This window comes from Vibrio sp. SG41-7 (assembly GCF_014164465.1).
Taxonomy (GTDB): Bacteria; Pseudomonadota; Gammaproteobacteria; order Enterobacterales; family Vibrionaceae; genus Vibrio; species Vibrio splendidus.
In genome coordinates, this window is record NZ_JACJFF010000005.1 from 88,025 (window position 1) to 106,652 (window position 18,628).

At 44.2% G+C, this 18,628-nt stretch carries 15 protein-coding genes and 2 pseudogenes; 9 read left to right on the top strand and 8 right to left on the bottom strand.

Annotation, left to right across the window (positions count from 1 at the left end):
• The first annotated feature begins 67 nt into the window (after window positions 1-67).
• Window positions 68-259, top strand: a complete 192-nt coding sequence (locus H5300_RS02435) for a hypothetical protein (RefSeq protein ID WP_004733590.1) — start codon at window positions 68-70, stop codon at window positions 257-259.
• Between the two features lie 188 nt (window positions 260-447).
• Here H5300_RS02435 and H5300_RS02440 read toward each other — a convergent pair whose 3' ends face one another.
• Window positions 448-861, bottom strand: a complete 414-nt coding sequence (locus H5300_RS02440) for a VF530 family DNA-binding protein (RefSeq protein ID WP_004733589.1) — start codon at window positions 859-861, stop codon at window positions 448-450.
• A 423-nt stretch (window positions 862-1,284) separates the two neighbouring features.
• Here H5300_RS02440 and H5300_RS02445 point away from each other — a divergent pair, with 423 nt between their 5' ends.
• Window positions 1,285-2,445 carry an HD-GYP domain-containing protein gene (locus tag H5300_RS02445; protein ID WP_102442481.1) on the top strand — a complete coding sequence of 387 codons (1,161 nt, stop codon included), beginning with the start codon at window positions 1,285-1,287 and terminating at the stop codon, window positions 2,443-2,445.
• A gap of 134 nt (window positions 2,446-2,579) precedes the next feature.
• On the opposite strand, the gene gnd is transcribed toward H5300_RS02445, so the two are convergent.
• The 5 genes from gnd to H5300_RS02470 form a co-directional block, all read right to left on the bottom strand.
• Window positions 2,580-4,028, bottom strand: a complete 1,449-nt coding sequence (gene gnd, locus H5300_RS02450; protein ID WP_004733587.1) for a decarboxylating NADP(+)-dependent phosphogluconate dehydrogenase — start codon at window positions 4,026-4,028, stop codon at window positions 2,580-2,582.
• A 28-nt stretch (window positions 4,029-4,056) separates the two neighbouring features.
• Entirely contained in the window at window positions 4,057-4,773 is a 717-nt protein-coding gene (gene pgl / locus H5300_RS02455; RefSeq protein ID WP_182795345.1) for a 6-phosphogluconolactonase, read from the bottom strand.
• Entirely contained in the window at window positions 4,770-6,272 is a 1,503-nt protein-coding gene (gene zwf, locus H5300_RS02460) for a glucose-6-phosphate dehydrogenase (RefSeq protein WP_004733585.1), read from the bottom strand. The genes pgl and zwf overlap by 4 nt, the downstream gene beginning before the upstream one ends.
• A 437-nt stretch (window positions 6,273-6,709) precedes the next feature.
• On the bottom strand, window positions 6,710-7,405 hold the full coding sequence (locus H5300_RS02465; protein WP_182795341.1) for a response regulator: 696 nt from the start codon (window positions 7,403-7,405) through the stop codon (window positions 6,710-6,712).
• A 69-nt stretch (window positions 7,406-7,474) separates the two neighbouring features.
• On the bottom strand, window positions 7,475-9,082 hold the full coding sequence (locus H5300_RS02470; RefSeq protein WP_181257525.1) for a sensor histidine kinase: 1,608 nt from the start codon (window positions 9,080-9,082) through the stop codon (window positions 7,475-7,477).
• Between the two features lie 662 nt (window positions 9,083-9,744).
• Here H5300_RS02470 and H5300_RS02475 point away from each other — a divergent pair.
• The 6 genes from H5300_RS02475 to H5300_RS02500 all read left to right on the top strand — a co-directional run bounded on the left by H5300_RS02475 (window position 9,745) and on the right by H5300_RS02500 (window position 17,240).
• On the top strand, window positions 9,745-9,972 hold the full coding sequence (locus tag H5300_RS02475) for a hypothetical protein (protein WP_004733582.1): 228 nt from the start codon (window positions 9,745-9,747) through the stop codon (window positions 9,970-9,972).
• A gap of 215 nt (window positions 9,973-10,187) precedes the next feature.
• Window positions 10,188-11,624, top strand: a complete 1,437-nt coding sequence (locus H5300_RS02480; RefSeq protein WP_151418036.1) for a TolC family protein — start codon at window positions 10,188-10,190, stop codon at window positions 11,622-11,624.
• A 3-nt stretch (window positions 11,625-11,627) separates the two neighbouring features.
• Window positions 11,628-12,602 (top strand): HlyD family secretion protein, encoded by a 975-nt coding sequence (locus H5300_RS02485; RefSeq protein WP_182795342.1) that lies wholly within the window; start codon window positions 11,628-11,630, stop codon window positions 12,600-12,602.
• Between the two features lie 7 nt (window positions 12,603-12,609).
• Window positions 12,610-13,986: an ABC transporter permease gene (locus H5300_RS02490; RefSeq protein ID WP_182795343.1), complete on the top strand. Its 1,377-nt coding sequence runs from the start codon at window positions 12,610-12,612 to the stop codon at window positions 13,984-13,986.
• A complete protein-coding gene (locus tag H5300_RS02495; protein WP_004733578.1) occupies window positions 13,983-15,137 on the top strand; it encodes an ABC transporter permease in 1,155 nt (384 codons plus the stop codon). Before H5300_RS02490 ends, H5300_RS02495 begins: the two co-directional genes overlap by 4 nt.
• 561 nt (window positions 15,138-15,698) lie before the next feature.
• Window positions 15,699-17,240 carry a sodium:alanine symporter family protein gene (locus H5300_RS02500; RefSeq protein WP_182795344.1) on the top strand — a complete coding sequence of 514 codons (1,542 nt, stop codon included), beginning with the start codon at window positions 15,699-15,701 and terminating at the stop codon, window positions 17,238-17,240.
• Between the two features lie 143 nt (window positions 17,241-17,383).
• Here the strand turns inward: H5300_RS02500 and H5300_RS02505 are convergent, their stop codons facing one another.
• Together H5300_RS02505 and H5300_RS02510 are read right to left on the bottom strand one after the other, a co-directional pair.
• Window positions 17,384-17,608 carry a hypothetical protein gene (locus H5300_RS02505; protein WP_004733575.1) on the bottom strand — a complete coding sequence of 75 codons (225 nt, stop codon included), beginning with the start codon at window positions 17,606-17,608 and terminating at the stop codon, window positions 17,384-17,386.
• Window positions 17,609-17,931: 323 nt separating this feature from the next.
• Window positions 17,932-18,501: pseudogene (locus H5300_RS02510) on the bottom strand (chromosome partitioning protein ParA); the annotation flags it as partial.
• Window positions 18,502-18,505: 4 nt separating this feature from the next.
• Here H5300_RS02510 and H5300_RS02515 point away from each other — a divergent pair.
• Window positions 18,506-18,616 (top strand): annotated as a pseudogene (locus tag H5300_RS02515) (flap endonuclease Xni); the annotation flags it as partial.
• Window positions 18,617-18,628: the final 12 nt, after the last annotated feature.

An 18,628-nucleotide genomic window follows, 5' to 3' on the forward strand; every position in this document is an offset into this window, starting at 1 on the left:
TTAGCCTTTATTTTGCCAAAGGTGGGATAATTCTCCTGTCGAAAGTGAGACTTCATTAGGAGGCGTTATGAACATTAAACTCGGTCATGTCATGTCATCAAGTCGACTCATTTGCTTTGTCGCTTTTCTTGCTGCCACATTCGCGTGGATTCTAAAAATGCCCGCTCTGTTTTCTGTGTCAGCGCTATTCTTACTGATCAGCGCCATTGTTTATGTCGTTGACCTTTGGAAGAATCAAAGAAAGAACCGCGAAGCTTAAGACGAACGACTAAGCGACACGCATTAAAAAAGGAGCGCTTAGGCTCCTTTTGTATTTTGCAGTCAAGGCTTTGGCTATCTGACGATGTTCAACTTACGCCTTTACATAAAGACGTTAAAACTAACGACGCCCTATTACTAGCGACGTATTTCTATTAACGACGCCCTTTTACTAGCGACGCATTTCTATTAACGACGAAAGTTACGACCGTTGCCGCCGCGGCGCTCTTTAAATGCAGACGCTGCTTTAGCTTGTGATGCTAGAATCGATTCAACCGTCAATTCCATTGGCTCACGAGGCTCTAACCCGTGACGGAATGTACGTGAACGCGGAGGCATTTGGTATTCAATATCAGATGCTTTAGGCATACGCTTGAAACGGTAAAGGTAGAAGTTTTCAACCTTCTCACGAGCCCATTCAGTCTTCTTCAGATATTTAACAGCACTTGCCACCGTTGGCTTAGTGTTAAAGCAGTTCATGCGCATTGCTGCATCCAAAATTTCCCAACCATAATGATCCACTAATTCAGTGATCATAGTATCTAGCTTTAAGCCGTGCAGTGGGTTGTTTTGTTGCAGTTCGATTCTTTCTTCTTCAGTCATATCTTTACCTTTTCCAAGGCAACTAAAAGCCTTGAATATACCCTAGAACACCGTCATCACTGACCATATCTAGCTCAATCATTTGGGCATATCATCCATTGCCCTTATCTATGCCTTTATGATGGCATAAAGCATGCTCGTTATCCTATTTATCTTTCAATTTAATTTTAAAATGGTCACTTACCATCCTGATGTTGCGTGTAATACAGCCGCACCCTACTCAAAAGGGTCTCTCTAGAGATCCACCAAACTCGCTTAAGTTAACAAAAACCATGATAGAAGAATGAAATATCCCTACTTTACCAATGGAATTTAAACTTATTAGAACGCAGTGTTGCTAATTAACAGTAAGGTGCTATGTTAGAAGTGGTATAGAAACCTACTAATAATGATATTAAACAATGATATAACTATAAATAAAGGTTGGCTTTGACCATGTTTGACTACTCCCAAATCAGCAGAGTAGCCGCCCAAGATAAAGACATTATCGCCATCGTTGATGATCTCTTTCGGCTAGCTCGCGAACATTACCCCATTCTGTCTAGGCTCTCGGTTGTGCTATGCAACGAGAATAGAGCGTCGAATTACTTTGTTTCGGACACTCTGTGCCAAGAAGCCGAACATCGCCATGTCGAGCAAGAACTTACGCCAGAATCGGCTTTGTCGCGCATGGCTGAGTCTTTAGATACCCGGATCATCAACGACCTCACCACCATTAGCTCAACTAAACAAATATCTCACCTACTCGATCTCGGTCATCAAAGCAGTTATACAACACCGATTCATCATCAAGAAAGTAATCTTGGGTTTGTGTTTATCAATGCTTCATCGACAGGATTTTTTGCTAACCAAACTATTCAGTGTGATATCGCCTATCTCACTCAAGTCATCTCTAGCCTTTTCGTTCAGTGGTTTGAGCGCCAGCGTCACTTTCAATCTTCTTTAGCGATCGCTTTAAATATGGGTCATGCTCGAGATCCAGAAACCAAAGAACACCTAATTCGCATGGGTAAATACAGTGAACAAATTGCTCGAACTCTGTCGCACACCAAAAGAGAAATTACCCATCAATTCATTCATCGAATTCGGTTGTATGCGCCCTTTCACGACATCGGAAAGTATCGAATTCCAGATAAGGTGCTATTCAGTAGCGCGCGTTTCAATGAAGAAGAAAGAAACATCATGAACAATCACACCTTGTATGGCGAAGAGATGATTGATGACGTGGTTGCCCTTTCCCACCACAGCTCGATGTGCAGCGAAGAGATTCAATTCATAAAGAATATTGTGCGCCACCATCATGAACGGTTTGACGGCTCTGGATTGCCTGATGCTTTGAGTAACACAACGATACCACTAGAGGCTCGAATAGTGACATTAGCCGATGTATTCGATGCGCTGATGAGCAAAAGAGCTTATAAGCACGCGTGGTCACTCGATGAAGTGATGGAATACATAGAAGCGCAGAACGGTTCAATGTTCGACCCAGAGTGTGTCGTGGCTCTTAAACAGAACCTAGACGGCTTTATGGCCATTCGGGAGCAATACAATGACGATGCTCAGCCGCATTTAATGACAGCTTAAACTATGGCACCTTTGTTATTCAGGCCTAAGTAAGAGAACGCGAACCAACAAAAAAGGATGCCAATTGGCATCCTTTTGTTTTCTAGTTTTCAGCTGAAAGAACGAACGTGTTCTTTACTGATTCTAACTAACGATTATACGTCGTAAGTTGTAGAAGCAGTGTCGCCGCCTGTACCAGTCCAGTTTGTGTGGAAGAATTCACCACGTGGACGGTCAGTACGCTCGTAAGTGTGAGCACCGAAGTAGTCACGTTGAGCTTGTAGAAGGTTCGCTGGAAGACGAGCTGTAGTGTAGCCGTCTAGGAACGTCAGTGCAGAAGTCATACATGGCATTGGGATACCAGATTCCATAGACTTAGCTGCAACTTTACGCCAAGCGCCCATGCAGTTGTCTAGGATGCCTTTGAAATATGCATCTGAACCTAGGAAAGCGATCTCTGGGTTCGCTTCGTAAGCATCACGAATGTTGCCTAGGAATGCAGAACGGATGATACAACCGCCACGCCACATAAGAGCAACGTTACCGTAGTTTAGATCCCAGCCGTTTTCGTTCGACGCTTCACGCATTAGCATGAAACCTTGAGCGTAAGAGATGATCTTAGAAGCAAGTAGAGCCTGACGGATTGCATCAACCCACTCTTGCTTGTCGCCTTCAACTGGAGCAACAGTCTTACCGAACAGTTTTTCAGCTTCAACACGTTGGTCTTTAAGTGCAGATAGGCAACGAGAGAATACAGACTCAGTGATTAGAGTCAGTGGGATACCCATGTCTAGTGCGTTGATACCTGTCCATTTGCCTGTACCTTTTTGGCCAGCAGTGTCTAGGATCTTCTCAACTAGCGCTTCACCGTCTTCATCTTTGTAGCCAAGGATGTCAGCAGTGATTTCTACTAGGTAGCTGTCTAGCTCAGTTTTGTTCCAGTCAGCAAATACAGCCTGCATTTCGTCGTGGTTCATACCTAAGCCATCTTTCATGAACTGGTATGCTTCAGTGATAAGCTGCATGTCACCGTATTCGATGCCATTGTGAACCATCTTAACGAAGTGACCAGCACCGTCGTTACCAACCCAATCACAACAAGGCTCACCTGCGTCAGTTTTCGCAGAGATACCTTGGAAGATAGGCTTAACCGCTTCCCAAGCTTCAGGAGAACCGCCTGGCATGATAGAAGGACCGAAACGAGCACCTTCTTCACCACCAGAAACACCCGTACCGATGAAGTGGATGCCTTTCTCGCGAAGAGCAGCAACACGACGGTTTGTGTCTGGGAAGTTAGTGTTACCACCATCAATGATGATGTCGCCTTTGTCTAGAAGTGGTACAAGCTTGTCGATGAACGTATCTACAACATCACCAGCACGAACCATAAGCATCACTTTACGTGGCGCTTCTAGTTTCTCAACTAGCTCTTCTAGAGAGTAAGCACCAACAATGTTAGTACCCTTAGCTGGGCCTTCTAGGAACTCGTCTACCTTAGCAGCAGTACGGTTGTGAGCCACAACTTTGAAGCCGTGGTCGTTCATGTTTAGGATAAGGTTCTGACCCATTACTGCTAGGCCAATTACACCGATATCACCTTTCATTATTTTATCTCCTTGCGGCTATTCGCACTTATGCGATAGCACTTGCTGCATTTGAATCTAGGAACCACTCTGTTTCGCCAGTTTTAGACTGGATTTTCGCTGCCGGGTAAGGCAGTTCTGAAGCAGGAGTTGTATGAATTTCTTTAACGATCTCAACTTTACCTGCACCCAGTACTAGGTAGCTGATTCGTTTTGCTGCTTCTAAAACTCTCGCTGTTTTAGAAACACGGATCTGGCCCGACTCTGGGTGAGAAGCTAATACAGATAGGTTCTCATCTTGGTAGTCAGTTGCACCCGGGAATAGTGAAGCTGTGTGGCCGTCTGCGCCAACACCTAGCAGGATCCAATCGAATACAGGCGTGCCGTTTTCAGTTGGAATCACGTCTGCCATTTCTTTCGCGAAACGTTCTGCTTCTGCTTTAGGCTCATCTTCACCACGGATGCGGTGGATGTTTTCAACAGGAAGATTGACTTGAGTAAACAGCAGTGCGTTTGCTTCACCGTAGTTGCTTTCCGCATCGTCTGGTGCCACGCAACGTTCGTCGCCCCACCAAAAATGAAGGTTATTCCATTGAATGCCTTCTGCGTATGGTGCTTGAGCTAAAAGCTTGAAAAGCATTTTTGGCGTGCTGCCACCCGACAATGAAATGTGAACAGGTTTACCCTGCTCGCTGTATGCTTTCATTTCATTTGCTAGGTTTTCAACGACCAGTTCAGGCGTTGCAAAGATCTTGTGATTGATCATAGTTCGCAGTAATCCGTGTCTGTTAAGTTTTTGCATGGGAAACGCCATGCGCGGCCATCACGCTGCAGAAGCTCATCGGCTTCTTGCGGGCCCCAAGTACCACAAGCATAGCCAAACAGTGCTTGAGGGTCTTGTTTGAGATCTAAGATCGGTTGAACGTACTTCCAACATGCTTCTACTGCATCGGTACGTGCAAACAGAGTCGCATCACCGTTCAGCGCATCAAGAAGAAGACGCTCATAAGCCGTCAGCATTTGAGTTTCAGGCAAGTCAGAGTAAGAGAAGTTCATTTTCACTTCTTTTGCTTTGAAGCCTGCACCCGGCTCTTTCAAACCAAAGCTCATCTGAATACCTTCATCCGGTTGGATACGGATAATCAGTTTGTTCTCTGGTGCATCTTGACCAAATACTGGATGAGGTGTGTTCTTAAAGTGAATCACGATTTCCGTTACGCGCGTTGGTAAGCGTTTACCCGTACGTACGTAGAAAGGAACCCCATTCCAACGCCAGTTGTTGATGTGTGCTTTAAGACCAATGTACGTTTCAGTACGAGAGTCGTCTGCGACACCATGCTCTTCGCGGTAACCAGGCAAGTGCTGACCACGAACATCTGACGCTGTGTATTGACCTAGAACCAAATCTTTACGCAGGTCGTCTTCTTCCAGTGGTTTCAGACACTGAAGTACTTTAACCACTTCGTCACGAATTGAATCCGCATTGATTTGTGCAGGCGGTTCCATGCCAACCATTGCTAATACTTGTAGCAAGTGATTTTGGAACATGTCACGAACTGCACCAGAACCGTCGTAGTATCCGCCACGCTCTTCAACGCCAAGGAACTCAGCACCTGTGATTTCAACGTATTCAATGAAGTTACGGTTCCACAGTGGTTCAAACATCGCGTTTGAGAAACGAAGCACTAGAAGGTTTTGAACCGTCTCTTTACCAAGGTAATGGTCGATACGGTAGATCTGGTGTTCTTGGAAGTGATGATGGATCTCTTCATCTAACGCTTGAGCTGATGCTAAGTCGTAACCAAATGGTTTCTCGATGATCAGACGACGCCAGCCGTTCTTTTCATCGTTCAGACCATGCGCAGCAAGGTTTGCTGGAATCACACCGTATAGGCTTGGCGGGGTTGCCAAGTAAAACAATGTGTTATGGTTTTCGAATTGATAGTCTTGCTCAAGCTTGTCTAGACGTTGTGCTAAACGAGCGTAGTCGTCTACATCTGAAGTGTTGATCGCTTGGTAATGCAGATGTTCAATAAATGCATTCAGCGTCTCTGGCTCAGTTTTTTCCATTTCCTGAAGAGACTTCTTCAGCTTCTCACGGTAAGACTCATCGCTGTACTCAGTACGGCTCACTCCAAGAATCGCAAAGGATTTTGGTAGTTGATTGCTAGCATACAGGTGGTACAAAGCAGGAATTAACTTGCGGTAAGTTAGATCTCCCGATGCACCAAAAATAACGATGCTGCTGTTTTCAGGTATTACCATCATCTTTCCTATAAAAACAAGGTTTTTAGTATTCGCCAAAGGTATCAGCGACATACGAAAATAGATAATAGGCCTTGGCTATTACATCAATAGCGAGTGCCTATTACACTTGAGAATGCGTTTGGTAAACGAGGGTGAAAGCTATCACCTCTATTCGGGACAGTATTGTCTATGAGTATTTGATTTACATCAACCACTGTGAAAGCAATCGATTAAATATTGACTCATTTCGAACAAATTCTAATCGATAGCTCAGTTCGCCGAGCCCGAGAGTGAAGCAAATCGGTATTCTCAAACATTGTAGTCAAGAAAGAACGGTATCTGGTCGGTGGAGTGAATAATAGGAAATGGAGAGAAAGGCAAAACCAGCCTATTCAACTGGCTTTATATTTATTTGATAGCATCGCGTTTGTCTTGGTGACTTGTTGTCGCTAAATCTATCTTCTAGTTTTGTTGTAGCAGCGTTCTGGGCGGCCTACTGACCCGTAATTTAAGTCGGCCACTAACTCGCCAGTCGTGATTAGAAATTCCAAATAGCGTCGAGCGGTGGTTCGGCTTGCTCCAATACGTTCACCTGCTTCATCTGCTGTAATATCAGCAATGTCGGCTTGTTGAAAAATGGCTCTAATTTTATCAAGCGTTACGCCATCAATCCCTTTGGGTAAGGTTGACACTTTTCCTGAGTCCGCTTTCGCGTTGGCTTGCAGCATCTTATCGACCAAACCTTGGTTCAAATCAGACACACTTTCAAACTCTTGCAGCTGCGATTGATATTTTTTCAGCGCCGCTTCTAAGCGAGGAAACATCACAGGTTTCAGCAGATAGTCCACGACTCCACCGCGCATTGCCTGTTGCAAGGTATCGACGTCTCGCGCAGCAGTAATCAAAATCACATCACAACCCTGATTACTACCACGAACGTGGTTCAAAATATCAAGCCCGCATCCATCCGGCAGATACACATCCAATAAAACCAAGTCAGGCTTTAATATGTCTAATTGCATTAACGCTTCAGACTGCGTGGTCGCAATCCCCACCACATCAAAGCCACCCATCTGTTCTAAATAACGATGGTGTAGCTCTGCAATCGCAATATCATCTTCAATGACCATGACTCTCGTGATTGCGCTCATTTATGTTCTTCCTTTAACCATGTTTTTTCCGTCACGATGATCTTCACTCGATCACTTCGCGCTTAATTATTATTGTGCTTCTTTTGGCAGATAAACCGTCATTCGCGTACCAAAATCGTGGTTGTCGACCATTTCAAGCTGTCCTTGATATCGGTCTGCCAATTGCTTTATCAAATACAAACCGACGCCGCGATTCTGTTTCGCTTTGCTTGATACGCCTTTTTCGGTGAGTGCTTTCGTCGCCAAATCTTTAGGCAAACCACACCCTTTGTCTTCTACTTCTACGATAATTTCATTACCAAAATCACTGATTGAAACTTCAATAACTCGACGCGCTGGAGTAATTTGACCCTCTTGCTTAATAGCCGTCATAGTGGCATCAAAGGCGTTATCAATCAGGTTGCCCAGAATTGTGACAACGTCATCCGCGTTCAGCCAGCTAGGCAATGCTTCAAGCCTTGAGCCTTCTTCGACTTTGAGCTCTAAACCTATTTCTCTTGCACGCTCCGTTTTCCCCAAGAGCATGCCTGCAATGAGCGGGTCTTTAACGGTTTCACGCAAGAACTCGATCAAGCTTTGATAGTGCGCTGTTTCTTGGCCAATCAGCTGTTGTACTGAATCCAACTCGCCCATCTGGATCAAGCCACTAATGGTGTTGAGCTTGTTTTGATGCTCATGGGTTTGTGAACGGAGTAGATCTGCATACTCTTTGGTTTGTGAGAGTTGGTCTGTTAAATCGTTGATTTCATCTCGTAATCGGAAACTGGATACCGCCCCGACCACCTCACCTGCCACTATAATCGGGCTGCGGTTGGCAACGATTCGCTTATTGTTCAGGTACAGCTCGACGTCGTGGTCGGTTTCACCAGTGGATAACAGTTGCTCTAAATCACTGCCGGCCAATACATCTGAAAGGCGCTGTTGGTTGAGTGCAGACTCTCTATCGATAGACAAAATATCGCAGGCACTCTTATTAATAGAACGTAAAATTCCGTGCTTATCGATGCTCAGAATACCTTCTTTCACGGTACTCATAGTCACATCTAACTCGACATACAGTCGGCCGATCTCTTCGGGTTCAAAGCCTAAAATAGCGCGTTGAAAGCGACGAGACACATAGCTTGAAATCAAAGCGTTGACCGCAACCACCAGCAATGCCATCACAATCAAAAAGGCTAAGTAAGGTTCAATTCTGTCTTGTAACGAGTCCAACAAGTAGCCAACCGACACCACGCCAATGACAGTGCCTTGCGGGTCTTTAACCGCGGATTTACCACGGACAGAAAAACCAAGTGATCCTTTGGCCGTCGACACATAAGATTCACCCAACACCAATGCTTTTTGGTTATCACCACCGCGCATGGGTTTACCAAGCCGGTCATCATAAGGGTGAATCAGGCGGATACCTTTATCATCTCCCACAACGATAAACGCCGCGCCAATGAGCTGGGTAAGGTTTCGAAATTTAACTTGAGTTTCTTCAGACAGAACGTAGGGAGCGCCATTAGGGTCCATCGTTCCATTTTCTTGAATAATGCTGGTGACAAGTGGCGATTCAGACAGAAATTCAGCAACACCTAACGCTTTCAAACCCATCTCTTGTTCTTGAGATTGTTTGATATAATAAAACCCAGCCGCTGAAAGTATCAAAAGTTCAACAAGACCAGTGACCGTCATGATAATCAGCAGCCTTTTACGGAAGCTGATACTACTCCATTTCATATTCCACCGTCCCTAGTGTTAGACGAGCAATGTTAACACCAAGTTAATTAGATGACCTTTCTACATACGCGAATTTGTGACTGTTACTCAACTAAATAATTGAGCAGATTATTAATTGATAATCCTTTACGTTGTTCACCTCGATTAATCGTTCGCTTTTAGAACGGATTAGCTTAAAAATCAAAATAAACGAATAAATATTGAGCTAGATCACTAAGCTTTTAGGTGTTTTTTAGGTTGTTTAAAATAAATACAATTATAATAGTTGCATATGAAGAAGTTTATTGTTGCCAAGCCATCAGTCATGATTTGCAGACTATGCTTTAAATCGAAATTTCGGTTAACAAAAAGACAACAACTCTTCGCTCACTGGACGTATCTATAACGAAACGTTGCACGCTCGCCGCTAGGATTGTTGAACAAACAGGTTATCAACCTAACCTCATTCATACATCTCTATTTACACTATAGGCCAGCATGACAACTCAGAGGTGCCTGATAAAGCAGCGCCCAATAATAAAACATTGATGAGCAGGAAGTATCGATCAGTGGCAACGTCCAATAGAAACAGGATTAAAAACATAACGTATAAACATTGTTGAAAAGGAAACCAGGCAATGAAACGCGATAATTTTGGAATTTGTCTTACTAAGACCATGCTGTTCAAACACTTGCAATCGACTTTTACTCACGTAAGAGCCTATGAGAAAGACGGTACCTCCCCTCTCGATCTCAAGGTATTGTTAGCGTTCCCGCAAATGTCGGGCAGAGATTTATTACAAACAATGCAAGGTTCAAGACAATTGGTGTGGCGCGCCGATCACCATTGTCCTGGCTTTAAATAAGCCGCTTCATTTTGTAAAAACGCTTCTATACTGAACTTAAAAAGCACGCTTATGCGTGCTTTTTAAGTTTCATTTATCTCTGATATCTTCATCACTCAATCCTATTTACACTTGGTTAACGAGTTATGAGACTTTCTCCAAGTGTGAGAGAATCTAATCAAGACAAATGACTATTGCCCTGTTAATATTAGAGTTAATACTCTAATTGGTATTTAATGCAGATGACCAAACCAAAATTTCGATACCTTGCGATCGCCAGTATGCTTCTCGGCACCATGACTTCGCCAGGCTATGCTGCCCCGCTCACTTTTTCTGAAGCGTGGCAAATATTACAAGAAAACAACAACTCACTTGCGGCTCAACAAGCCAACGTTGAACGTTATCAACACCTTCAGAACTCAACAAGCAGCCTCAATCTTCCTTCTATTACCTTAGGGGCTAACTACACGCACCTTGATAGTGATGTGACGATTAATGGTGAACAGTTCGGCGATAGCTTAAGCGGCGTAGATCCAGCATTTGCTCCCTTATTAGCTCAATTGGGTGGCGTTACCTCAACGATTACCGAGCAAGACATCTTTAGCTCTTCCATTCGCGCGGTTTGGCCTATCTTCACTGGCGGGCGAATTACCGCTGCGCAAAATGCAGCTGAAGGTAAAAGCGAAGAAGCGCAAAGCCAGCTGTTGATGGAAAGACAAGCTCGCTACGAAGACTTAAGTAAATATTACTTCTCGGTGATCTTAGCGGAAGACGTCGTGAAAACGCGTCAAGCCGTTGAAGCTGGCTTAACTCAGCATCGTGATTTCGCCATCAAGCTTGAACAACAAGGGCAAATCGCACGAGTAGAACGCTTGCAAGCGGATGCGTCACTAGACAAAGCGGTTGTCGAGCGAACTAAAGCTCAAAACGATCTTAAGATTGCTCAATTAGCGCTGACTCAGATCCTTGGCCAGAGCCAAAGTGTCGAACCATCAGAGCAACTGTTTATCAATAAGAACCTGCCTCATATGGATGTGTTCATTGACCAAACACTCATGACCTATCCCGGCCTTAAGATTCTTGATGCAAAAGAGAAACAAGCAAGCAGCTTAATTAAGGCAGAGAAAGGTAAATACTATCCAGAGGTATACCTTTACGGTGACTACAGCCTGTATGAAGATGACTCTCTCGCCAGTGAAATGAAACCCGATTGGTTAGTTGGCATTGGTGTGAATGTGCCGCTACTTGATACTTCTGGCCGTTCAGACAAAGTAGCCGCCGCTCACAGTGCTGTCTCACAGGTTCAATTCCTGAAGTCGCAAGCTAAGCAAGACTTAACCGTGTTGGTACAGAAGACTTACCTTGAAGCAAACCAAGCAATTGAAGAGGTTCAAGGCCTGAACTCAAGCTTGGCTTTGGCTCAAGAAAACCTATTACTCCGTAAAAAAGCCTTCACTCAAGGACTTTCGAACTCGCTAGAAGTGGTTGATGCAGAGCTCTACCTTGCGAGCATCAAAACCCAGCAATCTGCTGCGCGATTCAAATACCTAATCTCTCTGAACAAGCTATTAGCGCTAACCAGCGAAATGAATGCTTACTCGAGTTACTTAACCTCTTCTGTTCCGTCTGACTTCGACTCAAAAACAGACACCGATAGCCAGTCAAAAGGATAATTCATGAAACCTATTAAGCCCCTTCTTCTATCTTTAGTTGGTATCGGCGTTATTGGCTGGGTCGGATACAGTTTTTACCAAGCTTATCAACCTCAGCCGGTTAAGCTTCAAGGTCAAATCGATGCGCAGCAATACAGCATCTCATCGAAAGTACCTGGCAGAATTGATGAAATATTCGTGCGTAAAGGTGATTCGGTTGAAAAAGGCGAATTGATCTTTTCTCTTCTTAGCCCTGAGATTGACGCGAAGCTAGAACAAGCAAAAGCAGGTCAAAAAGCGGCTGGCGCATTAGCAAAACAAGCAGAGAATGGTGCCCGTACTCAGCAAATCCAAGCCGCTAAAGACCAGTGGTTGAAAGCAAAAGCGGCAGCCGATCTTATGGAGAAAACCTACCAACGTGTAAACAACCTTTACAACGATGGTGTGGTTGCCGAGCAAAAACGCGATGAAGCCAAAACACAGTGGCAAGCAGCGAAGTACACGGAAAGCGCTGCGTTCCAAATGTATCAATTGGCACGAGAAGGCGCTCGTGACGAAACCAAAGTGGCAGCCGCTCAAAAAGCATTAATGGCGGCAGGTGCGGTGGCGGAAGTTGAAGCTTACGCAAAAGACACGCAGATCCACAGTTGGTTTAATGGCGAAGTGTCTCAGGTTCTATTGAGCAGCGGTGAACTCGCACCACAAGGCTTCCCTGTTGTGACTGTTATCGACACCAAGGATGCATGGGCAGTACTTAATGTGCGTGAAGACATGCTTAAGCATTTCGAGAAAGGCAGCCAGTTTGAAGCGTACCTACCGGCTCTAGATAAATCATTAACTTTCCAAGTGACTCACATCGCCGTAATGGGTGATTTCGCGACTTGGCGTTCAACAGACGCAGCACAAGGCTTCGATTTACGTACTTTTGAAGTAGAAGCGCACCCTGTTAATACTAGCGAAACACTGCGTATGGGCATGAGCCTTGTGGTTGAGCTTTAGGTGACGTATGTCTGCTAACTTTCGATCGATAGGCTCGCGATCTACAGCCTCGCAATCTACAGGCTCACAATCTAGAGGCTCGCAATCAACTGAGCATCATAGAGCGAAGAATACCTTGCTTAGACAGTGGGCGATTGTCCGCAAAGACAAATGGTTGTTGTCTTGCCTAACTTGGATACCTTTGCTTCTTGCTGCCAGTATTTGGCTTATTTTTTCGCAAGGGATTGCTCGTGACTTACCGGTTGCGGTTGTTGACTTGGAACACAGCCAAATTTCGCAGCAGTTCACACGCCTTGTTGATGCGTCACCAACGCTGCAAGTCACTCAGAAGTACAGCTCGGCGAGTGAAGCGGCGAAAGCGATGATTGAACGCGATATATACGGTTATGTTGTGATACCAAGGCATTTTGACCGAGACCTTCTGCTCGGATTGAATCCGCAAGTGTCTGTGTTCTACAACAGCCAATTTATCTTGATAGGTAAGCTAGTGAATTCCGCGTTGTTGCAGGCTCAGGGGACTTTTAACGCGCAACTTGAGGTCGTTAAGCAGTTATCACACGGTGATACCACGGTGCAATCCGCATTAGGTCAAGCAGTAACAGTGCAAAGCCAGATCACGCCACTGTTCAACAAGAACACCAGTTATGCTCAGTTCTTGGTGTCTGCGGTTATTCCTGCACTATGGCAGATCATGATTGTGGTGGGCACGATATTGGTTTTGACGGCGAACGTTAGAGCTCGTGGCCTTGATGCTTGGTTATCCAACGCCCCGATGAAGTCACTAACATCAACATTAACGCCCTACCTTGTCTTATTTTTGATGTTTGGTATCGCCTTTAGCTTTTGGTTCTATGTCCTCTTAGACTGGCCGTTTAACGGCAGTTTTGTGGCACTGACCGTCGCCCAACTGCTTACCGTCATCAGTTGTATCATCATGGGTTGTTTGTTTTTCTTCTTAACGCTTGATCCTGCAAGGGCGATGAGTTTCGCTGGCGCCTTTACAGCACCAAGCTTTGCGTTCATGGGGATTACCTTTCCAGTAACCGACATGAACACAGCAGCGCAAATCTGGAGAAGCTTATTGCCCGTGAGTCACTACATCGAAGTACAAACAGCACAGTCAAGTTATGGCGCAAGTGCGGCACAGTCGCTTATCAGCCTCTACTCAATGTTGTGGTATGCGATTCCTGCTTTTGTGGTGATGTTGTTGATTAAGAAACACTTGGCGCAATCGGCTCTGTCTGCACAAACGGATCTAACAGCCCAAGCTGCTCTATCTGCAAAAGCGACGCCTTCAACACCTTCAACACCTTCAACACCTTCAACACCTTCAACACAGCAAGAGAAATCTGAACAATCAGCACCACAAGGAGTAAAACGATGAGCTTTACTCAATTGCTCAAGCAAGAACTCTTAGCGGTACTGCGTAACCCTGTTGTACTTCTTACGGTATTTGGTGGTGTGGTCTTCTATTCATTCTTGTATCCATTGCCTTACGCGCACCAAGTTCCTCAACAGCTTAAAGCTTCGGTAGTAAACTTGGATAAGAGTCAAAGCAGCTACCAATTAGAACGAATGGTGGATGCCACTTCTCAAATCGAGTTGGTACGTCGAGACTCCAGCATCGCTGATGCAAAACAAGCCGTGCTTAACCAAGAGATCGGTGGGTTCCTCGTCATTCCAGAAGACTTCTATAAAGACTTACTGCTCGGTAAGAGCCCGACGCTTTCTTACGCTGGCGATGCTTCTTACTTCTTAGTGTACGGAACCATAGTTGAAGGGCTTGCCAAGGCAGGTGGCACGTTAGCTGCGCAAGTTAAGGTCAGTCACTTGTTAGTCGAAGGAGTGCCTTTAGAATCGGCAGCCAAAGGCTACAGCGCGTTTAGCTTGAACCTAAAACCAACGTTCAATAGCCGCATGGGATACATCGATTACGTAGTTCCAGCCGTCTTTGTGTTGATCCTGCAACAAACCTTAGCCATGGCTTCTGGTTTAGTTGGGGCAACCCAAAACGCTCAATCTACGTTTGGCTATTGGAGTAAGACCTCTCCGGCGAAACTGATGCTTGCTCGCTGCTGTACCTTAGTTGGCATTTATTACTTGTTGTCGATGTACTACTTCGGCGCGAGCTTTTCGATGTATGGAATAAATTTGCTCGCCTCAACGACACAAATTTTGACCTTACTGCTGCCCTTCTTATTGGCCAGTTGTTTGATCGGGATTTTTATTGGTGAGCTAGTGCCAAGAAGAGAGTTAGTCACGGTTGTGGTGTTAATCAGTTCAATGCCGCTGATCTTCTCTTCAGGTTTTATCTGGCCTGTTGAGATGATGCCTGAATGGTTAGTACTGCTGTCACAGTTATTCCCAAGCACACCAGCTATCCAAGGTTTCTTAGCGCTTAATCAGATGGGTGCATCTTGGCAAGAAGTGGCATCTCAATGGACATTACTATGGGGACAGGTCGCTTTATGGGGTTCGTTATTAGCACTTAAGCTTTACCACAAGTCGAGTAAACGTATCACTGGCTCGGTTTAACTCTAGTCTCTAAACGCTAAGCCTCATGTTCATGTTCATCGTAAATCATTAAAAATGGCTCTGACAAAGGGCCTTTTTAATGCCCTCTGGCCTGATTCTATCTTCAGCCATCGATTGTTTAAACACTTCACAAGCACATATCGAATATTCAAACTCGCCGACTTCCCTGTGATCCCGCACTATACTTCACCTTAGCCCGTCGCTATAACCGCTACTGCATATGCCTTTTGCAACCTAAAAAGCATCGACTTATTCCAAAACAATGACAAAACCCGAACAATTGTAAATTTATTGTAAAAATTTCTTTGAGGGTATTATTTTTATGTATAGGATTATCAGTAGGGCTTGGTAGACCGAATACCATAGTCTTATTGGTTCACCTACCAAAAGGATATCCATACAAAGCAAGATCAGTACTTATATTTATTTCGTTTTTCGACCTAGCTACAGCCGTTTATGTTGCCGTCGAATGAAGTAGATAAATCACTGAAATGTAAAAAATCAAATAAAAAACAAACACAACAGCAGCAAACATAATTTAATAAAAAGACAGGGAAAACCATGAAAAACTTACGTGAATTATTTTTTGGGTTTATATTATTGTTTAGTTCCAGTGCATTTGCAGAAGAAGGATCATTTAGTCAAAGTATCAGTAACTTGAGCCAAAGTGTTGATGGTTTTTTCAATGACTACACAGGTTGGTTCGTTGGATTAATATTTAAAAGTGTTCCACTTGGTGAAGCAAACTTCCCAATCATTGTTGGCTGGCTATTGCTCGCCGCGATTATCTTTACTGTTTATTTTGGCTTTGTTCAATTTAAACGTGTTGGCATGGCCATAGACATTATCAAAGGAAAGTATACCGACCCTAACTCCAAAGAGGATGGCGAAGTTTCTCACTTTCAAGCGTTAACAACTGCGCTTTCTGGTACTGTCGGACTTGGTAATATTGCCGGGGTTGGTGCTGCACTTGCAATTGGTGGCCCTGGTGCGACATTCTGGATGATCTTGTGTGGTCTTCTGGGTATGGCGTCTAAATTCTGTGAGTGTACTTTAGGTGTAAAATACCGAACTATCTTACCTTCAGGTGTCGTTTCGGGTGGTCCAATGTACTACCTAAGCCAAGGTCTGAGCGAAAGAGGACTAGGTGGACTAGGTAAAGCCCTTGCAATTGGTTTTGCGTTAATGTGTATTTTAGGTGCGTTGGGCGGCGGTAACATGTTCCAAGCTAACCAAGCACATGCCATGTTAACTTACGCATTCGATGTACCAAGTGAATACGGTGTCATCACAGGGTTTGTACTCGCTACCTTAGTGTTTTCCGTTATCGTTGGCGGTATGCCTTCTATTGCGTCTGTAACAGAAAAAGTTGTTCCTTGGATGGCTGCTCTGTATATCGGTATGGCTCTGATTGTTATCGGTTCTAATCTTGATCAAGTTGGCCCTGCGTTCAGCGCAATCTTTACAGGTGCATTTACCGGTGAAGGTGTGGTTGGTGGATTCATTGGAGCCCTAATTCAAGGTCTAAAACGTGCAACATTCTCAAACGAAGCAGGTGTAGGTTCAGCAGCAATTGCTCACTCAGCAGTAAAAACAAAAGAACCAATCACTGAAGGTCTTGTATCACTACTAGAACCATTCGTTGATACGGTAATCATTTGTACAATGACGGCATTGGTCATCACTATCGCTGGCTTAAACGTAGGTCCATATGATGGAACAGGTTTAACGGGTGTAACGCTTACTGCTGCATCGTTTACTGAAACGGCAGAAGTATTTAAATACACACTTGCTCTCGCGGTAATCATGTTTGCGTTCTCGACGATGATTTCTTGGTCGTACTACGGTCTTAAGGCTTGGACTTACCTATTTGGTGAAGGCAAAACAACGGAACTGATTTTTAAAGTGATGTTCTGTGTGTTTGTTGTTATTGGTGCGACGATTCAGTTTGGCGCGGTAATCGACTTCTCTGATGCGGCTATCTTTGCGATGTCTATCTTCAACATTCTTGGTTTGTACTTCCTAATGCCTGTTGTGAAGAAAGAACTGCAATCATTTGTTGCTCGTGTGAAATCAGGTGAAATCAAAACTTACGATAAATAACGTTTAGTGGAATGATGTTGATCTAATAACTAATTTAGGTCTCATAACGATACAGTTCTAATAAACGAGACTGTTCTAAAAATTTTTGTAAGACCCTTTGCTTGAGAAAGCGAGAACAGGACTGCAACTTATCCAAATCCCTACTAGCTTTGCTTGTGGGGATTTTTTATGCCTGAATGATTAGGCGAGTTGCTATCCTCAATGCCTTGCTCACTCTTTTCGCCCTTTTCACTCTTTTCACAATCGTGTTCAACGTCAACACGACGAACTAATTCTTCTACTTCGATCATATCTTTTTGCGCTAATGGCGAACAACAATCATCGAAACAATAAGCTATGGTGCAGTTCTCACAAAGATACTCTGGCATCACTTCATCCCTTGTCGTCAAAGCAGCCAAATGCGAGCTAGCAATCGACTGCGTGTTCATCCTGAACAGCACTATTATGCAGCGACTCTGATCTGAAAATATGTATGCAAAGTCATTTAATAGACAACAAGTAACATATCGTTGTGGATATACGTAACTATTCACAAATATCTAAGCAAACAATGAAAACACTCAAATAATCAATAATGAGAAAGCGCCGGATCTATGCTCCCGAGAGAACGCAAAACGCCCACATCACGTGTGTGATGTGGGCGTTTCAATATTTACCGTAAACTATCTTTGGGTTGATTAAAGCCTGTGGCTTATAGACCCATCTCTTCAGTGAGCGTTTTGATCTGCTTAAGATCCATGGTGTGGACTTCAATCATTTGTCTGATATCACTCAGGCGAGAGTTCGCGTTATCCTGCTTCTCACACGCGTCAGATTTAGCATCCCATGATGTGCCATCTAAGAAAACGTCGCACGCTTTCTTTAGAGAACCAAGGTTCTGTTCAAGTTCATTTTTTTCTTTCTCAAGCTTTTCAAGTTCTTGAGAGATCTGTAATTCTTTTCGGAAAACTTCACGCGAACGCTCAAACAAGGTCGATTGCATGTCAGCCTGACGATTAAGTTTCTGGTTGTCTTGCTGAGTTTGCTCTAACGTTTGCTTCTGTTCGTTTAGCTGCTGCTCTAACGAGTAGTTCGCTTTCTCTAAAACCGAAGACTGCTTCGCTAGATCTTGGAGCTCTTTTTGATGTTCTTCTGTTTGTTTTACTAGAGCGGCTTCTACTTTTGCATCGATTTCGGTATCGACTTTTGCCACTTTAGTTTCAACGGATGTCATCAACTGTGTTTTGCTGTCGTGCAGTTCTTGATAACGAGTTTCGAGTACCTAATTCGATGAGCATATTGAATCGGCTCGCGTATGTAAGCTCGTTTCAGCACTCAAAACAGACATCGATTTGGGTTTCAATCTGCAAGATATTCGCTACGAAGCGGTGTCTTAATTCGACGTTACA